The organism is Ensifer sp. EB106-03-01-XG145, from assembly GCF_058792075.1.
In genome coordinates, this window is sequence record NZ_JBYTEC010000001.1 from 787399 (window position 1) to 805142 (window position 17744).

Below are 17744 nucleotides of genomic sequence, written 5' to 3' on the forward strand. Positions count from 1 at the left end.
AACCCACGGGCCGCGACCTGATAGGACAGCCGCAAAAGGCAGGCAACACAAATGACATCCAAAGACAAGCCCACACGGCCTGGCGGCAAGTCCGCCGGCCGGGACAAGAAACCGCATTTCGCCGAAAAGAAGGCTGGAGCACCGAAAAAGGCTGCAGGTCCGAAGACTTTTGGCTCCAAGACCTCCGGACCGAAGGCTGACGGCCCCAAGTCCTTCGGACCAAAGACCGGCGCTTCGCGTCCGGCCAGGGAGCGCCCGAACGCGGCTGCTCCGGGCGTTGACGAACCGCAGCGCATCTCCAAGATCCTGGCACGCGCCGGCGTCGCCTCGCGCCGCGATGTCGAGCGCATGATCATGGAAGGCCGCATCAAGCTCAACGGCGTCATTCTCGATACGCCGGTCGTCAACGCGACGCTTGCCGATGCGATCGAGGTCGATGGCCAGCCGATCCGCGGCATCGAGCGCACGCGCCTCTGGCTCTACCACAAGCCGGCTGGCCTGGTGACCACCAATGCCGATCCGGAAGGCCGCCCGACCGTATTCGACAACCTGCCCGACGAACTGCCGCGCGTTCTGTCGATCGGCCGCCTCGACATCAACACCGAGGGCCTGCTGCTTTTGACCAACGACGGTGGTCTTGCCCGTGTGCTCGAGCTACCGTCGACCGGCTGGCTGCGCCGCTACCGTGTTCGCGCCCACGGCGAGATCGATCAGGAAGCGCTCGACCGGCTGAAGGACGGCATCGCCGTCGACGGCGTGCTCTATGGCGCGATCGAGGCGACGCTGGACCGGGTGCAGGGCTCGAACGTCTGGATCACCATGGGGCTGCGCGAAGGCAAGAACCGCGAGATCAAGAACGTGCTCGGCGCGCTCGGTCTCGACGTCAACCGCCTCATCCGCATTTCCTATGGACCCTTCCAGCTCGGCGAACTGCCGGAGGGACATGTCCAGGAAATCCGTGGCCGGACGCTCCGCGATCAGCTCGGGCCGCGCCTGATCGAGGATGCCAAGGCAAACTTCGACGCACCGCTTTACAACGATCAGGCAGCGACCGTAGCCGGCGACGCGCCGGAGGATGATACCGCCGATACGCGCCGGCCTGAACGTGCCAACCGCTGGGAAAAGCCGGAGGACAAGCGCGAGCGTGCTCTGGCCCGGCTCGACACGCGTCGCGACGGTGGCCGCAAGGACGGTCCTCGTGGCAAGGGCGGCTCCCGCGACGACCGTGACGCTAAGTTTGAGGACCGGCCGAAGCGCGCGCCGGCGCAGCGCGCCCGCACTGCCAATGTCTGGATGGCGCCGGGCGCCCGTCCGCTGGCCGAAAAGAAGCCGAAATCCGCTGAAGGCGACGCCACGGAGAAGCCCGCCCGTCGCGAGCGTCCGGAAGGCGCGCCGAAGACCAAGCGCTACGGTCGCAGCAAGGATGGCTTTGCGACGAAGACATCCGGCAAGTTCGACCCGGACCGCAAGGGCGGCTCGCACAGGGACTTCGATCGTCCCGCTGCGGCCGCGCCGGTCAAGCGTCGCGACGAAGAGGGCGAATGGATCAGCGCCAGCGAGCCTGCCCGTCGCGGCAAGGACGAGGGCCGGGATGGCGGCTTCGGTCGGCGCAAGGCGGGCGACGCGGGAGACCGCAGGTCGCGCGATCACGGTGACCGTCCTGCGCGCCGTGAAGGCGGCGACCGTCCTGCTCGTTCTGAAGGCGGGCCGCGCAGCTTCTCCGACAAGCCGCGGTTCCCGCGCGCCGATGGCGACCGGCCTGCCCGCCGCGAAGGTGGCGACCGCCCGCGTGGTGATCGACCTGCCCGCTCCGAGGGTGGTCCACGCAGCTATTCCGACAAGCCGAGGACCCCGCGTGCCGAGGGCGATCGTCCGCCACGCCGCGAAGGTGGAGACCGACCGTTCGGTGATCGGCCTGCCCGCGCCGAAGGTGGACCGCGCAGCTATTCTGACAAGCCAAGAGCCCCACGCGCCGAGGGCGATCGTCCGCCGCGCCGTGAAGGCGGGGACCGTCCGTTCGGCGATAAACCCCGCGGCAAGTCCTTCGGGGGCAAGCCGTCCGGTGGAAAGTCCTTTGGCGAACGCACTGGCGGCCCGCGCGGCGGCAAACCTGGCGGCGGCAAACCCGGCGGTGGACGCCCCGGCGGCGCTGGACGCTCCGGTGGTGGCGGACGCCCGGGCGGCGGCGGCAAGCCGCGCGGCAGAGGAAACTAAGCGGCGGTGCGTATCGTCGGTGGAGAGTTTCGGGGGCGCAGCCTGGCGACCCCCAAGTCCAACGATATCCGTCCGACCACGGACCGGACGCGCGAAAGCCTGTTCAACATCCTGAGCCATTCCTATCCGGAGGCGCTCGACGGCACCCGGGTGCTCGACCTTTTTGCGGGCACCGGCGCCGTTGGCTTCGAGGCTCTCTCACGCGGGTGCCGGCAGGCACTCTTCGTCGAGCAGGGCGTCGAGGGCAGGGGACTTCTGCAGACGAACATCGAAACGCTCGGCCTCCAGGGCCGAGCCAAGGTCTTCCGCCGTGATGCGACCAGCCTCGGCGGCGTCGGAACCATGGAGCCGTTTCATCTGGTTTTCGCCGATCCGCCCTACGCGAAGGGTCTCGGCGAGAAGGCGCTGGAATCTGCCGCCGCCGGCAACTGGCTCGTCCCCGATGCACTGGTGATCCTCGAAGAGCGGGCGGATGTTCAGCCCGCGCCGACGGCCGTGTTTGAGAACCTCGACGTCAGGGTCTTCGGCGATACCCGCATGCACTTCTACCGCTTTCGCGGCGCCTGACCGTCATATTTTCGATTTCCTTGCGACGATACGCTGACGCGACCATGCAAGTTTCCGTATTCCTCGCCTTACGGCGACCTTCTGCATAATTTGTCCTTAAAATGATTCCGATTTAGGGAATCATGCAGAAGCGGAGGGCATGCCGATGAAGCAGGATCTTTCGATGACGAAGGGGCCGACCCAGGTGACGAGCCAGCCGACGGTGGCCTTGGCGCTTGGCGGCGGCGGCGCGCGCGGGCTTGCGCATATTCACGTCATCGAAGCACTGGACGAGCTCGGCATTCGCCCGGTGGCGATCGCCGGCTCTTCGATCGGCGCAATCATGGGTGCCGGCATGGCCGCCGGCATGCGCGGCGAAGAGATCAGGGCGCACACGCTCTCGACCATCGGCCATCGCCGCGAGGTCCTCAATCGGCTCTGGCAATTGCGGCCGTCGAGCCTTTCCGAAGCCATGGCGAACGGTTTTCGCTTCGGGCAATTCAATGTCGAGCGCGTTCTCAGGGCTTTTCTGCCCGAGGCCATTCCGCCGAAGTTCTCGGATCTCGGCATCCCGCTCAAGGTGGTCGCCACCGACTATTACGGCCAGACAGAACATATCTGCGAAAAGGGTGACCTGTGGCAGGCGCTGGCTGCCTCCGCTGCCCTGCCTGCGATCTTCATCCCGGTGAAGATCGGCGGGCGCGTGATGATCGACGGCGGTATCTACAACCCTATCCCCTTCGATCATCTGCGCGGGCTGGCGGACATCGTCATCGCCGTCGATGTCGTCGGTGGTCCTGACGGCGACGGCAAGACGATCCCGAGCCGCATCGACAGCCTGTTCGGTGCGAGCCAATTAATGATGCAGTCGATCATCGCGATGAAGCTCAAGGAAGGTGCACCGGATATCCTGCTGCGCCCAGATGTCGGCCGCTACCGGGTGATGGATTTTCTGCGGGCCCAGGACGTGCTGAACGGAACCGTCGCCATCAAGGACCAGCTGAAACGGGCGCTCGACGAGCGGATGCGGGCGCCGAAGCTCAAGTGAGCGCCGACGACTGAGGGCCGGTTCGCCCCAGCGAGACTACGCGCTTTCGCGCTCGTCCGCAGGAAGCCCTGGCAGGATCCGTTCGCCAGTCTCCTGGGAGTGATCGACCTCGCGCTTCGGCTTGACCAGCGGCTCCGGTCGGACGGGACGCGAATGCAGCATGTCGCGACCGGCTGTGATGCCTTCGGCCTCCTGCAGCACGAGCCGGGCCTCGTCGCGCTTGCGGATGTCGTCCATGATGGCGATTGCCTCGTCGTCGCCGACCCCCAAAGCCTCCAGTGTCTTGCGGCCGAAGAGCAGGCCGGACTCGAAAGTCTCGCGCAATTCGTAGTCGACGCCTTTGGCGCGCAGTTCCAGCGTATGCAGGCGGTCGTAGGAGCGGGCGTAGATGCGTGCATTTGGATATTCGGACTGCACGAGGTCGATGATGTGGTCGGTCGTTTCCTTCTTTTGGGTACAGACGGCGACGATCTTGGCCCGCTCGATGCCGGCCGCGCGCAGCACGTCGAGACGATTGCCGTCGCCGAAATAGATACGGAAACCGAAGGTCGCGGCCTGGCGCACGCGTGCGGCCGAATGGTCGATGATCGTCACGTCGCGGCCGCCGGCGAGCAGGATCTGCGCCGCGATCTGGCCGAAGCGGGAAAAGCCGATCATCAGCACGTCGGCATTGGCGCCGTCGAAATCTTCTTCGATCTCCTCGTCCATCTCGTCCTGTTCGTGCATCAGCTTTGCGGCCAGCATGGAGGCAAGCGGCGTCAGCGCCATCGACAGCGTCACGATCGCAACCAGCAACGAGGCGTCGCCATCCGAGAAGACGCCAGCGGTTGCCGCCGCGGTGAACAGCACGAAGCCGAATTCGCCGCCCTGCGGCAGGAGCAGGCTGATGCGCACCGCGTCGTTGTGGTGTGATCCGGTGAGCCGGCAGAGCCAGTAGAGCACCAGGCTCTTCAACGCCATCAAGAGCGGCACGGCGATGATGATCAGCTGGTAGCGCTCGACGATGACGCCAAGCTCCAGCGACAGACCGACGGCCATGAAGAACAGAGCCTGCAGGATACCGCGGAACGGTTCGATATCCGCTTCGAGTTCATGGCGATAGGAGGATTCCGCCAAGAGCACACCCGCGAGGAAGGCACCCATCGCCATGGAGAGTCCGGCAAGCTGCATCATGGTCGCCGCGCCCATGACGACGAGCAGGGCGGCGGCGATCATGACGTCGCGGGCGCCCGTGCGGCCGATGATCTGGAACAGGGGGTTAACGAGGTAGCGGCCGGCAGCGAAGAGCACGACGATCGCTGTGGTGGCGATCGCAAAATCCTCGAGCGGCGGTGTCGTATCCTCAGGCGCTTGCGCTGCCATAAGCGGGATCAGCGCCAGCAGCGGCACGATCGCGAGATCCTGCAGCAGGAGAATGGAGAAGGATCGCTGCCCGTAGCGGGTGTTGCGGTCGTTGCCCTCGTCGAGGATCTGCATGGCAAAGGCGGTCGACGACAGCGCCAGGCCGAAGCCGGCGATGATGCTGCCGCCCTGGCCGAGGAGCCCGAGGGCATAGATCATGGAAGAGAGCACGATGCCGGTCAGCACGACCTGAGCCGTGCCGAGGCCGAAGATATCGCGCCGCATCTGCCAGAGACGTGACGGTTTCAATTCGAGGCCGATGATGAACAGCAGGAACACGACGCCGAGCTCCGAGACATGCAGGATCTGCTCGCCATCGGTGATGCTTTGGGCGACCGGACCGATGAGCACGCCGGCGCAGAGATAGCCGAGGATAGTGCCGAGGCCGAGCCGCTTGAAGATTGGTGCGGCGACCACTGCGCCGCCGAGCAGCATCAGCGCCTGAGAATAGATGATCGGTGTCGTTGCCATGCCTGCGGCTTTCACTATTGGGCACCCGGCCCCGATGAGGGAGCTTTCGAGAGCGGTCATTTGCGGTGTATGGGCGGGAATCAGGCCGATGCCCTTGATGCCTGCGTCACTGCACAATAAATGGGGCAGGAATGAAAGGCTACATCATGTCAGACACGATCGATTCTGCCGACCTCGAAAAACGCGCCTCCGAACTCGTGGACCTCGCCCGCAAGGCCGGCGCCGATGCGGCGGATGCGGTGGTGGTGCGCGGGCGCTCCCGTTCCGTCTCCGTGCGCCTCGGCAAGGTCGAAGCGACGGAAGCCTCCGAAAGCGACGATTTCTCGCTCCGAGTATTCGTCGGGCGACGCGTCGCCAGCGTCTCGGCCAATCCGGGCTTCGATCTGAAGCTGCTCGCCGAACGCGCCGTCGCCATGGCCAAGGCTTCGCCGGAGGATCCCTTTGCCTCGCTCGCCGATGCGGACCGGCTGGCAAGCTCCTACCCCGACCTCGACCTCTTCGACCCCACCGCCGTTTCCACGGATTCGTTGACGGAAGCGGCATTGGCTGCCGAAGAGGCAGCACTTGCGGTCTCAGGCGTCACCAACTCCAGCGGCGCTGGCGCTTCGGCCGGCATGGGCGGTCTGGTTCTCGTTACCTCGCACGGTTTCTCCGGCTCCTACATGGCGACCCGTTTCGGTTGCTCCGTCAGCGCGATTGCCGGCGAAGGCACGAAGATGGAGCGCGACTATGATTTCGACAGCCGCCTCTATGTCGGTGATCTCCGGCCGGCCGAGGAGATCGGCCGCCTTGCCGGCGAGCGCGCGGTGGCACGCCTCAATCCGCGCCAGGTGCCGACGGCCAAGAACGTCACCGTCGTCTTCGATCCGCGCATGGCGCGCGGCTTCGTCGGCCATCTGGCGGGCGCGATCAACGGTGCGGCCGTCGCCCGCAAGACGAGCTTCCTGCGTGACCGGATGGGCAAGCAGGTGATGAAGGCGGGTCTTTCTGTGACCGACGACCCGCTGATCGTGCGCGGCTCCTCTTCGCGTCCCTTCGACGGCGAAGGTGTCAGTGGCGAAAAGCTCGTGATGGTCGAGGACGGGGTGCTGAACCATTGGTTCCTGTCGACCTCGGCAGCGGCCGAACTCGGTCTGGAGACCAACGGCCGCGGTGTGCGCGGCGGCCCGACGGTCAACCCGGCCTCGACCAATCTGGCGCTCGAGCCGGGTTCGATCTCGCGTGAGGATCTGATCCGCGGTGTCGGCAACGGCTTCTACGTGACCGAACTGATCGGCCAGGGCGTCAACATGGTGACCGGCGAATACAGCCGCGGCGCCTCCGGCTTCTGGATCGAGAACGGCGAACTCACCTTTGCCGTCTCCGAGGTGACGATCGCGTCCAATCTCAAGGACATGTTCATGGCATTGACGCCGGCAGACGACATCGATCGCAAGTTCGGCGTTGCCGCACCGACGCTTGCCATCGAGGGCATGACGCTCGCTGGTCTCTAAACAGGCCGAAGACAAACCGGCGCGGGGACCCGCGCCGATCCGGCTCTCGTGCTATAGGAGAGGCGGGCTGACGGGGTTTTGAATGTTTGACACAGCACCATCGGGCGCGGACTGGAAGCCGGATCTCGAGTTGATCCGCGCCGCCGCGGTCGTCGCCGGGGAAACGGCGCTCGGTTATTTTCGCAAATCGCCCGACGTCCGCTGGAAGAACGAGGGCCGCTCGCCGGTCAGCGAAGCGGATCTGGCGGCAAACGATGTGCTGAAGACGCGGCTGCTTGCGGCGCGGCCCCACTACGGCTGGCTGTCGGAAGAGACCGACGACGACTCCAGCCGCCTGACCCGCGAAACGGTCTTCGTCGTCGATCCGATCGACGGCACGCGTGCCTTCATCGCCGGCAAGGAACTCTGGTGCGTCAGTGTTGCCGTCGTCCACCGGGGGCAGCCCGTCGCCGGCGTCCTCTATGCTCCGGCGCTTGACGAACTCTTCGAGGCGGTCGCCGGCGGTAGCGCGCTGAAGAACGGCACGGCGATCTCGGTGCGAGAGGCAAAGGCCGGGGAAATGCTGCATCTGGCGGCCGCCGAAGATACGGTCGGCAAGCTTCCGGCCGTCTATCGCAACACCGTCACGCGCGTGCCGCATGTTCCGTCGCTTGCCTATCGGCTGGCCATGGTTGCCGACGGGCGGATCGACGGTACGCTGGTGAAGAAGAATTCCCATGATTGGGATCTGGCTGCGGCCGATCTCATTCTCGCCCGGGCCGGTGGCGCGCTCGTCGATCTCGACGAGCAGCCCTTGTCCTACAATCGCTCCAGCGTCGTTCACGGCGTTCTCTGCGCAGCGGCAAAGCCGCTCTTGCCAGGCCTGATCGCCGCATCGCGGTCGATGGAGCCCCATTGACCTTTGGGGCCGAATGCCTCAAATCAACGCCCATACCCAAAAAGAAAAATGGAATTCCGATGGCTCACGAATCCGAGAAGAAACAACGTCTGCACCTCGTCTTTGGCGGTGAACTCACCACGCTGACGGACGTCCACTTCCGCGATCTGGACAAGCTCGATATCGTCGGCATCTACCCGGACTACGATAGCGCTCTCGTTGCCTGGAAATCCAAGGCGCAGATGACCGTCGACAACGCTCACATGCGCTATTTCATCGTCCACATGCATCGTCTGCTCGACCCGGAAAACGGCTGATGCCGATGAGGTCGGGATGCGCGGCGCAAACCCGCATGCCAGTCGCCCCTAAGTTTCTCGCCGCTGAGACGGCTGGGGAAGGTGTCTCGTCATGAGCAGCTTTCGCGCGCGCCTGGCGCTCTCCAGCTATCGCTGGATCGGCTCGGCCATCTATCCCCTGGTTTGGTCCTACCTTGCCATTCGCGCGGCGAAGGGCAAGGAGGATCCGGCTCGCCGTCGCGAGCGCTACGGCCATGCGAGCGCACCACGGCCGCAAGGCCCGCTCGTCTGGTTTCACGCCGCCAGTGTCGGCGAGACCAATGCGGTCATCCCATTGATCAAGGAAATCCGCAGGCGCGGCATCAATGTCGTGCTGACGACGGGTACGATGACCTCGGCACGTGTCGTTGCCCAGCGCCTGGGAACAGGCGTCATCCACCAGTATGTCCCGCTCGATTTCAAGCCGGCGGTCAGCCGGTTTCTGAACTATTGGGAGCCGGATCTCGCGATCATCGCCGAGTCCGAAATCTGGCCGATGACCATCCTGGAGCTCGGCCGGCGCCATATTCCGCAGGTTCTGGTGAACGGCCGTCTGTCCGATCGCACCTTCGCCCGGTGGAAGCGGCGGCCGGCGCTTGCCGACGCGCTTTTTGAAAACCTGGCGCTGGTCATCGCACAGTCCGACGTCGATGCGGAGCGCTTCCGCACGCTCGGCGCGCTGCCGGTCATGGTCTCCGGCAATCTGAAGGTCGACACTGATGCGCCGCCGCATGATCCGCTGGCGCTGAAGGAGTATGAGCAGCAGATCGGCACGCGGAAGACCTGGGCGGCGATCTCGACCTTCGACGGCGAGGAAAACGCGGCCGGCGTCGTGCACCGCGCGCTGAAGGAACGGACCGGCCTCCTGACGATCATCGTGCCGCGCCATCCCGAGCGCAGTGATGCGATCGAGGCGGCGCTGACGGCCAAGGGCCTGAAGGTCGCGCGCCGCACGCGGCGTGATCCGCTGACGCCGGATGTCGATGTCTTCCTCGGCGACACCATCGGTGAAATGGGCCTCTATCTGCGCCTGACCGAAGTCGCCTTTGTCGGCCGCTCGCTCTTTGCCGAAGGCGGCCAGAACCCGCTGGAGCCGGCGATGCTCGGCTGCGCTATCCTGTCCGGCGGCAATGTGCAAAATTTTCGCGAGACTTATCAGACGCTTGCAAAGAACGGCAGCGCCAAGATCGTGCGCGACGTCGAGATGCTGGCGAAGGGCGTCAACTATCTGCTCGCCAACGACGACATGCGTCGCTCGATGATCGATGCCGGCCTCGAAACCGTGCAAGAGATGCGCGGCGCTCTGTCGGCGACGATGAAGGGCCTCGAGCCCTATATCAATCCGCTCATCGTCAAGGCGCGTCTCAATCCCCCGACCGAAAGCTGACACAAACAGGAGACGATCCCTCATCATGACCGCACCCAAGGCCATAGCCGGCATCCTGTTCGACAAGGACGGAACCCTGCTCGACTACGCAAAGAGCTGGGTGCCGGTGAACTATGAGCTGGCACGGCTTGCGGCCAAGGGTGATGAGGCATTGGCCCGCGTATTGCTGAAAGCGGGCGGCATGGACGCCGACACCGGCCATGTACTGCCTGACAGCCTGCTTGCGGCGGGCAACACGGTTGAGATCGCGACCGGTTTCGTGGGGGCGGGCGCGCCCTTTACCGTGGCGGATCTCACCACCCTGTTCGACAGCCTGTTCGCGCGCTCGGCGGAATATGCCGTCCCGGTCACCGATCTTGGCACATTCTTCGCCGGTCTGCATGCCAAGGGCTATCGGCTTGGGGTCGCCTCCAGCGACAACGAAAAATCGATCCGCGAGACCGCCAAACGCTTCGGTTTCGATGGTTACCTGCATTATGTAGCGGGTTATGACAGCGGCTACGGCGTCAAGCCGGAGCCTGGCATGGTGCTCGGCTTTTGTGCCGCAACAGGCCTGGAGCCGCATCAGGTCGTCGTCGTCGGCGACAACAATCACGACATGCACATGGGCCGCAGTGCCGGCGTCGGCATGACGGTCGCGGTGCTGACCGGGACCGGTTCGCGCCAGTCGCTCGCGGCGGCTTCGGACCATTGCCTTGCCGACATCACCGAACTTGAGGCTGTCCTCTAGAGCGCCGTGTGTTCAGATGAACGCACTAAGGACGCTCTAGCACTTTGTTTCTAGAGCATCTTTCCGCTTTCACGTGATTCCGCTTGAAAGCGGGACGCTCTAGTCGCAAATCCGGGAAAAGCGTGAAGCACTTGTCTGTCGGCAGGCCATTCTGCCGCGCGGCCGCCGGCCCAGGTCGCTGCAATCGTATCCATAGCTTGCGTTTTTTCACATTCTGACGTTTTTTGGGCGATCCGCCGGCTTCCGGCGGCAAGAACGACATATGTCCTCCCGGAGCGGATGGACGACACCGGCTGGGGCACGGAACGAAGATGGTATCGGAAGCGCCACCATTCTGGTGGACAAAGGCGGATTGGCGTGCGCGCGCGTTGTGGCCGTTTTCATGGGTATATGGCCGGATTGCCGGCCTGCGCATGGACCGAGCCCATCGAGCCTCGGTTCCGGTTCCGGTCATCTGCATCGGCAACTTCACCGTCGGCGGCGCCGGCAAGACGCCGACCGCGATCGCGCTTGCCCGCGTCATCCGTCAGAAAGGGTTGAAACCCGGGTTCCTGAGCCGCGGCTATGGCGGCTCGCTCGACGTGACGACCGTCGTCGATCCGGAGCATCACCGTGCGCGCGATGTCGGCGACGAGCCCCTGCTTCTGGCGCGTGAGGCGTTGACCGTCGTCTGCCGCCGCCGTGTCGATGGCGCTCGCCGCTTGGTGAAGGAAGGTGTCGATATCATCATCATGGACGACGGCTTCCAGAGCGCGCGGCTCGCCTTCGACTTTGCGCTTTTGGTGATCGACTCGCGCCGCGGCATCGGCAACGGCTATCTGGTGCCGGCAGGCCCGGTGCGGGCGCCGCTGCCCAATCAACTTCGGCACGCCACGGCATTGCTGAAGATCGGCGGCGGCACGGAGGCCGATGCCCTGATCCGCCGCGCAGCCCGCGCCGGAAAGCAGATCTACGAGGCCGATGTGGTGAGGCTCGACGACGGGTCGCTGAAAGGCGTCAAGGTCCTTGCCTGGGCCGGTATCGCCGATCCGGAGAAATTCTATCGCACGGTGCGCGAGACCGGCGCCATCGTCGAGGAAACTCGCAGCTTTCCGGATCATCACCATTTCTCCGACGACGAGATCGCCGACCTGCTCGATCGAGCGGCGGCCTTGGGCTGCACGCTTGTCACGACCGCCAAGGACATGGTGCGGCTCGAGCCCGGTCATGGCCGCGCAGCCGAGCTGGCCGCGGCCAGCCGGGTGATCGAGATCGACGTGCGCTTCGACGACCCTATGGCGCCCAAGAAGATTATCGAGACGGCACTTGCTGCCGCGCGCGCGCGAAAGCTGCGCGAAGGCGCGGGCAAGTAATCACTTATCGGTGGTGGGAGAAGCCGGGCTGAGCCTCAGCGGCGCTGGTTCGGCAGCGCGCCGGCGCGCTTTTCCGCCTCGAGCGAGGCGTCCGCATCGACATAGGCTTCCTGCCGGGCGACGCTCCAGTAGCGCAGCTCGTCGACGGGAATGGTCTTGCCGGTCATCGCGCAGATCACATGCGAGCCGGCGAGAATGATCTGAAAGTCGCCGTCGAGATAACGGATTTTCGCCTCGCGCGACGCGCTTCCTTCAAACCGGTTCATCATGTTCGTTGCCTATTGCGTCTCTGTGGTCTGTTCTCTGGTCTAGCTCGCCATCCGGCAAAATGCCAGCCGCATTTCGCCGCCGCGCGCGATCAGCTTCGGCCGAACAGCCGTTCAATATCGGAAAGCTTGAGCTCGATATAGGTCGGCCGCCCGTGGTTGCATTGGCCGGAGCCGGGCGTCGCCTCCATCTGCCGCAGCAAAGCGTTCATTTCCTCGGTGCGCATGCGTCGGCCGGAGCGCACCGATCCATGGCAGGCCATCGTCGCGGCAAGATATTCGAGCCGGCTTGTGAGGCCGTTGGCGGTGTCCCATTCGGCAAGTTCGTCGGCAAGCTGGCGCACCAGGCCGACGGCATCCATTTCGCCGAGCATGGCAGGCGTCTCGCGCACGGCGATCGCCCCCGGGCCGAAGCGTTCGATGGCAAGGCCAAGGCGGGCGAACTCCGCCGCATGCGCCATCAGCCGGTCGCAATCGTCTTCGGCCAGATCGACGATTTCCGGGATCAGCAAAGCCTGCGCCGCGACGGGCCGTGAATGCAGCGCCGTGCGCATCGCCTCGAACACCAGCCGCTCATGGGCGGCATGCTGGTCGACGATGACGAGGCCGTCATTCGTCTGGGCGACGATGTAGTTCTCATGGAGCTGCGCCCTGACCGCGCCGAGCGGGAAGGATGGCGGTGCCGGCGTTTCCTGTTGCGCGACCGCTGCCTCACGCTCGGACGGGGCGCCAGTCCGTGCCGATGGTGCCGCAAAGGCAGCGAAGCTCGCCTGCGGCTGTTCGGAGAAGCGGCCGTTCACCGTCTCGAATTGCATGGGTCGTGATGGCGAAGTTTCCGGCGTCCACGGCGCCTGCGGCCGATAGGACTCCGGTCGGAAGGCCCGCATCAGACCACTGGCGCCGGTGGTTGCCGCCCGGTCGCCTTCGCGCGTCAGCGCCTCGCGGATGGCACCGATGATCAGCCCGCGGATGAGGCCCGGGTCGCGGAAGCGCACATCGGATTTCGCCGGATGCACGTTGACGTCGACGAGCGCCGGGTCGAGCGCGATCGACAGCACCGCGACCGGATAGCGGCTGCTCGGGATCGTTTCGGAATAGGCGGCCCGGATCGCCGACAGCAACAGCTTGTCCTGCACCGGGCGGCCATTGACGAAGACATATTGCTGCAGCGAGTTGCCGCGATTGTAGGTCGGCACGCCGGCAAAGCCGGTGAGCCCGACATCTTCGCGTGTCGCATCGATTTCGATCGCGTTGTCGCGGAAATCCTTGCCGAGCACCTGGGCCATGCGCGCCAGACGATCGTCGCCGGTCGCCGGGAATTCCAGCGTCGAGCGGTCGCTGCCTGAGAGCACGAAGCGGACCGCCGGGAAGGCGATCGCCATGCGGCGTACGATCTCGGAGATCGCCGCCGCTTCCGCCTTCTCGGACTTCATGAATTTCAGCCGCGCCGGCGTCGCGAAGAAGAGGTCGCGGACCTCGACAACCGTGCCGGTATTGGCGGGCGACGGGCGAACCGGATCGGTCTTGCCGCCGGTGACGGCGATGACCGCGCCTTCAGTGGCGCCGGCCGTGCGTGTGGTGATCGAGAGGCGAGCGACCGAGCCGATCGAAGGCAGCGCCTCGCCCCGAAAGCCGAGCGTGCGAATGTCGAACAGGCTGTCGTCGAGCTTCGACGTACAGTGCCGGCGCACCGCCAGTTCGAGATCGTTCGGCGTCATGCCTGAGCCATTGTCGGTCACGCGCAGGAGCGTCTTGCCGCCGCCTGCGGTCGCGATTTCGATGCGCGTGGCGCCGGCGTCGAGGGCGTTCTCAATCAGTTCCTTGGCGGCGCTGGCGGGGCGTTCGATGACTTCGCCGGCGGCGATCTGGTTGATGAGGGTTTCTGAAAGTTGCTTGATGGCCATGTCCCATTTTCCCGGATTCGCTTGGGAAACGAAAGGGGAAATGGCGCCTCGTCCGCGGCCTTAAATGAACGCGGTCTTCGTTGCGGAAAAATGAGCGGGCGGTTTAATCGCCCCTTAACACTCTGCTGCGATTTTCCACAACAACCTGAATGATCACGGGTTTTGTCTTTTGAGCATTGCGGCGTAGCTGGACGCCGTACTCCCGCCGCTCGAAGAGACGCCTGCCAAGGCCTTCCCAGCATGTCCCGAAATGAACCGCCGCCGCAGCGCCGCGCGTCCTACTGGGCGCGCTGAGGTCGCTGTAGCACTGTGAATGGCCGCATGTTTCCTCAGATCGGGGACGATTGAAGCATGCGGTAGGCGAGTGAGGACAGCGCAATGAGCGATGGGGCGTCGAACGGCGCGGACATCAACCGGATCATTCTGGAGTCGAGCTGCGACGCACTCGGCATCGCTGTGCTTGTCTGCAGTCGAGACGACACCATTCTCTTTGCCAGCCGCACGATGCTGCAGTTCTTCCCTGTGCCGTCGGAAATCCTGATGCCGGGCACGCGTCTGCGAGATTTTCTCGGCGCCGTTTATGACACCGGCGTTCGCCCGGGCACCGTTCCGGAAAGCAGCCGCCGCCGCACCAATCGCGAGGACTGGATTGCCGAGCATATGGCGCTGCACTGGCGCGAACGTTACGAAAGCGTCGAGCGCGCCGGCCGTACCCGCTGGGTTTCGATGCGCAAGCGTCGGCTATCGAGCGGCATCGGCATCCTGTCGATCAGTGACGTTTCCGATCAGAAGAAGCGCGACGAGCAGCTTCAGACGGACCTGGAGCGCGTCGAGCTGACCGAACAGATCCTCGATGCCCAGCCCAATCCGATCTGCGTCAAGGATCGCAACCTCAACTATATCGCCGTCAACAAGGCCTTCTGCCTGATCCATGATCTGCAGCAGGATGCCATTCTCGGCCGTTCCGCCTGGGATCTGGTCGAAAGCGAGCTTGCCGAACGTTTCGAGCAGTCCGACCGCATGGTGCTCGAGACCGGCAAGCCATACTCGCAGGCCGAGCACATCGTGCGCGCCGATGGCAGCGATCTCTGGGTGCTCACGCGCAAGTACCGCGTCGGCATGCCCGGCCGTCATTTCGTCGTGACCTGCATGAACGACGTCACCGATATCGCCCTCTTGCATCAGAGTAGCGATGAACCTCCGGCCGAAGTTGGCCTGCAGATCCGCGATTACAGCATCTTCGCGGCGGCGCAGAATTTCTACGACCCGTTCCGGGCGCTGAATGTCCAGCAACTCGTGGAAGCGGGATCGATGATCGAGACCCTGCCGGCCCGCGGTCTTCGTGTCCTGGTTGCCACGACCGACCGGGCGATGGAAGACCGGCTCGTCGGGCGTCTGCGTGGCTCTGGGCTCGACGCCTGCGCTGTTCGCGATGCGGGTGAGCTTCGTGCCTTCGGACATGCGGTCGAGGACGCCGGCATCAAGCTCGATGTCCTGCTTCTCGACCTGGCGTTTTCCGAGAGACAGCAGATCGTTTCGGCCTGGCGTCATTGCCCGGTCCTGCCGCTTTCCGCGCAGCAGGACGGCGCTGCGGTGCTGGCCGAAGTGTTCCGCGTCTGCTCCGAGCGGACTACGGCGTCTCCGACGCTGCAGCCCGATTGGTCGTTGTCGTTTGAAGGCGAGGGGATTGCTGCACCGCCGCCGACGCCACAGGTCGACGTGCTCGTTGCCGAAGACAATCAGATCAACCAGTTCGTGTTCACGCAAATCCTGGAGGGGCTCGGCGTCTCGCATCGGATCGCCGCCAACGGCCGCGAGGCCGTCGAGCTCTGGCATGAACTGCAACCGGCTCTGGTGCTGATGGACGTCTCGATGCCGATCATGAACGGCTTCGATGCCACGGTCGCCATCCGGTCGGCAGAAAATACCAGAGGGCAGAAAACGCCGATCATCGCGGTCACCGCGCAGGCGCTGGATATCGACCTGCAGCAGTGCAAGGCATCGGGCATGGACGACCATATCATGAAGCCCGTGAGCCCCGACATGATCGAGGCGGTGCTTAGAAAATTCATGCCGGCAAAGGCGATGCGAACGGCAGGTTGAATGAAAGACGTGTCAACTCGCTAGAATTGGGGAGGCTAATGGCAGATCTAGGAGCAGAGCGATATCGGATTGTTAACCGCCGATTGCGATCGTCTGCACCGAATTGCCGTTAAAGTGTAGAGCCCGCCCGAATGCATTGCGCCCATCCCGTTGCCCATGTCCGGACCGTGTCGGAACGACATTGCCGGTTCGCGCCGTGGCGTGCGGTTTCGCCGGCAGCGGAGCGTCGTCCGCATTCTGCTGACCGAGCTGTGGAGACGCGGCAATGACGGCGGTTGAGACCCCCTATCACCGCATCGGCCTCGAGATGCCCGCCGTGACGGGCAACGTCGATCTGTTGACGGGGCTCGGTAATTCCCGCTGCCTGCGCCAGACCGTGCTTGATCTCGCCAGGGAACGTGCCAGCGATCCCGCGCCCTTCACCATCGGCCTTGCCAATATCGATGGTTTCAAGCCGATCAATGACCTGTTTGGGCCGGCGGCTGGTGACGAGATCCTCTGCCAGGTGGCCTACCGGCTGAAAGCCTGTGCGCCCGAGGGGGCGACGATCACCCGTTCGGAAAGTGACGAATTCGCCTTCGTGCTGCCGCTCGTCTTCGAGCGCAAGGGGGCGGAGAAGGTCGGGCAGATGTTGAAGGAGGTGCTGTCGGCGCCCTTCGATCTCGGCGACCGCCACGTGCGTCTGTCCGCGTCCTTCGGTTTTGCGGTCTACCCCTTTGCCGGCGAAGTGTTCGAGGACCTGCTGAAAAGCGCCGATACAGCGCTCTATCGCTCGAAGCGTCGCGGCCGTGGCCAGATCACCGTCTATTCGCAGGAAATCGCTCAGGAGATGAAGCGCGCGACGCAGCTTGAGCAGGCGCTGCGAAATGCCATCATCGCCAACGAAGTCGATGTGCATTTCCAGCCGATCGTCGATCTGCGCAATGATGCGGTCGTCGGTTTCGAAGCCTTGGCGCGCTGGTGCGATGCCGATCTCGGCTATGTTTCGCCGGCTGTTTTCGTGCCGCTGGCCGAGGAGCGCGGGTTTATCGAATCTCTCGCCGAAGTGCTGTTGCGCAAGGCGGCGCATGCGGCGCTCTCCTGGCCGAAGGAGCTTTTCCTCTCCTTCAATCTCTCCTCGGCGCAGCTCATGGATCCGGCGACCAGCCACCGGTTGCTGTCGATCATCCATCAGATCGGCCTCGATCCCAGGCGATTGGAATTGGAGATCACCGAGACGGCTGTCATGGCCGATGCCGACATCGCCCAGAAGATCGTTGCGGAACTGCGTGCCGCCGGCGTGCGCGTCTCGCTCGACGACTTCGGCACCGGGCAGTCGAGCCTGGGTCGCCTTCGCGATTTTTCCTTCGACAAGGTCAAGATCGATCGCGCCTTCGTCTCGCGCATTTCCGCCGATCGCGCTTCGGAGCACATCATCAAGGCGATCGTCTCGATGTGCGAGGGCCTCGAACTGGAAGTCGTCGCCGAGGGCATCGAGGACTTTTCCGAAGCCTTGAAGCTGAAGGCGCTCGGTTGCGGCCTCGGGCAGGGCTACTTCTATGGAAAACCGGCCGATGCCGTTGCGACGATGCGGTACCTTTCCGATCGTTATGGCGGTGTTTCGACCCAGGCCTGATC

Annotated in this window: 14 protein-coding genes; 11 read left to right on the forward strand and 3 right to left on the reverse strand. The window is 64.4% G+C overall.

Translation table 11 applies throughout. From position 1 onward, the window contains the following. The first annotated feature begins 51 nt into the window (after nucleotides 1–51). The 3 genes from AC3WWH_RS03835 to AC3WWH_RS03845 all read left to right on the forward strand — a co-directional run bounded on the left by AC3WWH_RS03835 (nucleotide 52) and on the right by AC3WWH_RS03845 (nucleotide 3808). Nucleotides 52–2214: a pseudouridine synthase gene (locus AC3WWH_RS03835; RefSeq protein WP_058320439.1), complete on the forward strand. Its 2163-nt coding sequence runs from the start codon at nucleotides 52–54 to the stop codon at nucleotides 2212–2214. A 6-nt stretch (nucleotides 2215–2220) separates the two neighbouring features. After that, a complete protein-coding gene (gene rsmD / locus AC3WWH_RS03840; protein ID WP_058320438.1) occupies nucleotides 2221–2781 on the forward strand; it encodes a 16S rRNA (guanine(966)-N(2))-methyltransferase RsmD in 561 nt (186 codons plus the stop codon). Nucleotides 2782–2926: 145 nt separating this feature from the next. Continuing rightward, nucleotides 2927–3808: a patatin-like phospholipase family protein gene (locus AC3WWH_RS03845; protein ID WP_058320536.1), complete on the forward strand. Its 882-nt coding sequence runs from the start codon at nucleotides 2927–2929 to the stop codon at nucleotides 3806–3808. 36 nt (nucleotides 3809–3844) lie between these two features. Here AC3WWH_RS03845 and AC3WWH_RS03850 read toward each other — a convergent pair whose 3' ends face one another. Continuing rightward, a complete protein-coding gene (locus AC3WWH_RS03850) occupies nucleotides 3845–5680 on the reverse strand; it encodes a monovalent cation:proton antiporter-2 (CPA2) family protein (protein WP_057250861.1) in 1836 nt (611 codons plus the stop codon). 146 nt (nucleotides 5681–5826) lie between these two features. Here AC3WWH_RS03850 and AC3WWH_RS03855 point away from each other — a divergent pair, with 146 nt between their 5' ends. From AC3WWH_RS03855 to lpxK, 6 genes are all read left to right on the forward strand, one after another. Then, nucleotides 5827–7173 carry a TldD/PmbA family protein gene (locus tag AC3WWH_RS03855; RefSeq protein ID WP_058320535.1) on the forward strand — a complete coding sequence of 449 codons (1347 nt, stop codon included), beginning with the start codon at nucleotides 5827–5829 and terminating at the stop codon, nucleotides 7171–7173. 82 nt (nucleotides 7174–7255) lie between these two features. Next, on the forward strand, nucleotides 7256–8071 hold the full coding sequence (locus AC3WWH_RS03860) for a 3'(2'),5'-bisphosphate nucleotidase CysQ (protein WP_058320437.1): 816 nt from the start codon (nucleotides 7256–7258) through the stop codon (nucleotides 8069–8071). 59 nt (nucleotides 8072–8130) lie between these two features. Continuing rightward, nucleotides 8131–8367 carry a DUF4170 domain-containing protein gene (locus tag AC3WWH_RS03865; protein WP_057250859.1) on the forward strand — a complete coding sequence of 79 codons (237 nt, stop codon included), beginning with the start codon at nucleotides 8131–8133 and terminating at the stop codon, nucleotides 8365–8367. Nucleotides 8368–8458: 91 nt separating this feature from the next. Continuing rightward, entirely contained in the window at nucleotides 8459–9772 is a 1314-nt protein-coding gene (gene waaA, locus AC3WWH_RS03870; RefSeq protein ID WP_058320436.1) for a lipid IV(A) 3-deoxy-D-manno-octulosonic acid transferase, read from the forward strand. 25 nt (nucleotides 9773–9797) lie between these two features. Then, on the forward strand, nucleotides 9798–10502 hold the full coding sequence (locus tag AC3WWH_RS03875) for an HAD family hydrolase (protein WP_057250856.1): 705 nt from the start codon (nucleotides 9798–9800) through the stop codon (nucleotides 10500–10502). Between the two features lie 311 nt (nucleotides 10503–10813). Further along, a complete protein-coding gene (lpxK, locus tag AC3WWH_RS03880; protein ID WP_058320435.1) occupies nucleotides 10814–11854 on the forward strand; it encodes a tetraacyldisaccharide 4'-kinase in 1041 nt (346 codons plus the stop codon). Nucleotides 11855–11889: 35 nt separating this feature from the next. On the opposite strand, the gene AC3WWH_RS03885 is transcribed toward lpxK, so the two are convergent. Further along, entirely contained in the window at nucleotides 11890–12123 is a 234-nt protein-coding gene (locus tag AC3WWH_RS03885; RefSeq protein WP_058320434.1) for a DUF2093 domain-containing protein, read from the reverse strand. Between the two features lie 89 nt (nucleotides 12124–12212). Next, nucleotides 12213–14024, reverse strand: coding sequence for a DNA mismatch repair endonuclease MutL (gene mutL / locus AC3WWH_RS03890; RefSeq protein ID WP_058320433.1), 1812 nt, complete (start codon nucleotides 14022–14024; stop codon nucleotides 12213–12215). A gap of 378 nt (nucleotides 14025–14402) precedes the next feature. On the opposite strand from mutL, the gene AC3WWH_RS03895 reads away from it, so the two are divergent. Beyond that, nucleotides 14403–16127 (forward strand): response regulator, encoded by a 1725-nt coding sequence (locus tag AC3WWH_RS03895; protein ID WP_057250849.1) that lies wholly within the window; start codon nucleotides 14403–14405, stop codon nucleotides 16125–16127. 307 nt (nucleotides 16128–16434) lie between these two features. Beyond that, entirely contained in the window at nucleotides 16435–17742 is a 1308-nt protein-coding gene (locus AC3WWH_RS03900; RefSeq protein ID WP_058320534.1) for a putative bifunctional diguanylate cyclase/phosphodiesterase, read from the forward strand. The last annotated feature ends 2 nt before the right edge of the window (nucleotides 17743–17744 follow it).

Bases quoted from the DNA above. Each gene is read 5' to 3' on its own strand.
- AC3WWH_RS03835 (WP_058320439.1), top strand. From the start codon at position 52: ATGACATCCAAAGACAAGCCCACACGGCCTGGCGGCAAGTCCGCCGGC.
- AC3WWH_RS03845 (WP_058320536.1), top strand. From the start codon at position 2,927: ATGAAGCAGGATCTTTCGATGACGAAGGGGCCGACCCAGGTGACGAGC.
- AC3WWH_RS03850 (WP_057250861.1), bottom strand. From the start codon at position 5,680: ATGGCAACGACACCGATCATCTATTCTCAGGCGCTGATGCTGCTCGGC.
- AC3WWH_RS03855 (WP_058320535.1), top strand. From the start codon at position 5,827: ATGTCAGACACGATCGATTCTGCCGACCTCGAAAAACGCGCCTCCGAA.
- AC3WWH_RS03860 (WP_058320437.1), top strand. From the start codon at position 7,256: ATGTTTGACACAGCACCATCGGGCGCGGACTGGAAGCCGGATCTCGAG.
- AC3WWH_RS03865 (WP_057250859.1), top strand. From the start codon at position 8,131: ATGGCTCACGAATCCGAGAAGAAACAACGTCTGCACCTCGTCTTTGGC.
- waaA (WP_058320436.1), top strand. From the start codon at position 8,459: ATGAGCAGCTTTCGCGCGCGCCTGGCGCTCTCCAGCTATCGCTGGATC.
- AC3WWH_RS03875 (WP_057250856.1), top strand. From the start codon at position 9,798: ATGACCGCACCCAAGGCCATAGCCGGCATCCTGTTCGACAAGGACGGA.
- lpxK (WP_058320435.1), top strand. From the start codon at position 10,814: ATGGTATCGGAAGCGCCACCATTCTGGTGGACAAAGGCGGATTGGCGT.
- AC3WWH_RS03885 (WP_058320434.1), bottom strand. From the start codon at position 12,123: ATGATGAACCGGTTTGAAGGAAGCGCGTCGCGCGAGGCGAAAATCCGT.
- mutL (WP_058320433.1), bottom strand. From the start codon at position 14,024: ATGGCCATCAAGCAACTTTCAGAAACCCTCATCAACCAGATCGCCGCC.
- AC3WWH_RS03895 (WP_057250849.1), top strand. From the start codon at position 14,403: ATGAGCGATGGGGCGTCGAACGGCGCGGACATCAACCGGATCATTCTG.
- AC3WWH_RS03900 (WP_058320534.1), top strand. From the start codon at position 16,435: ATGCCCGCCGTGACGGGCAACGTCGATCTGTTGACGGGGCTCGGTAAT.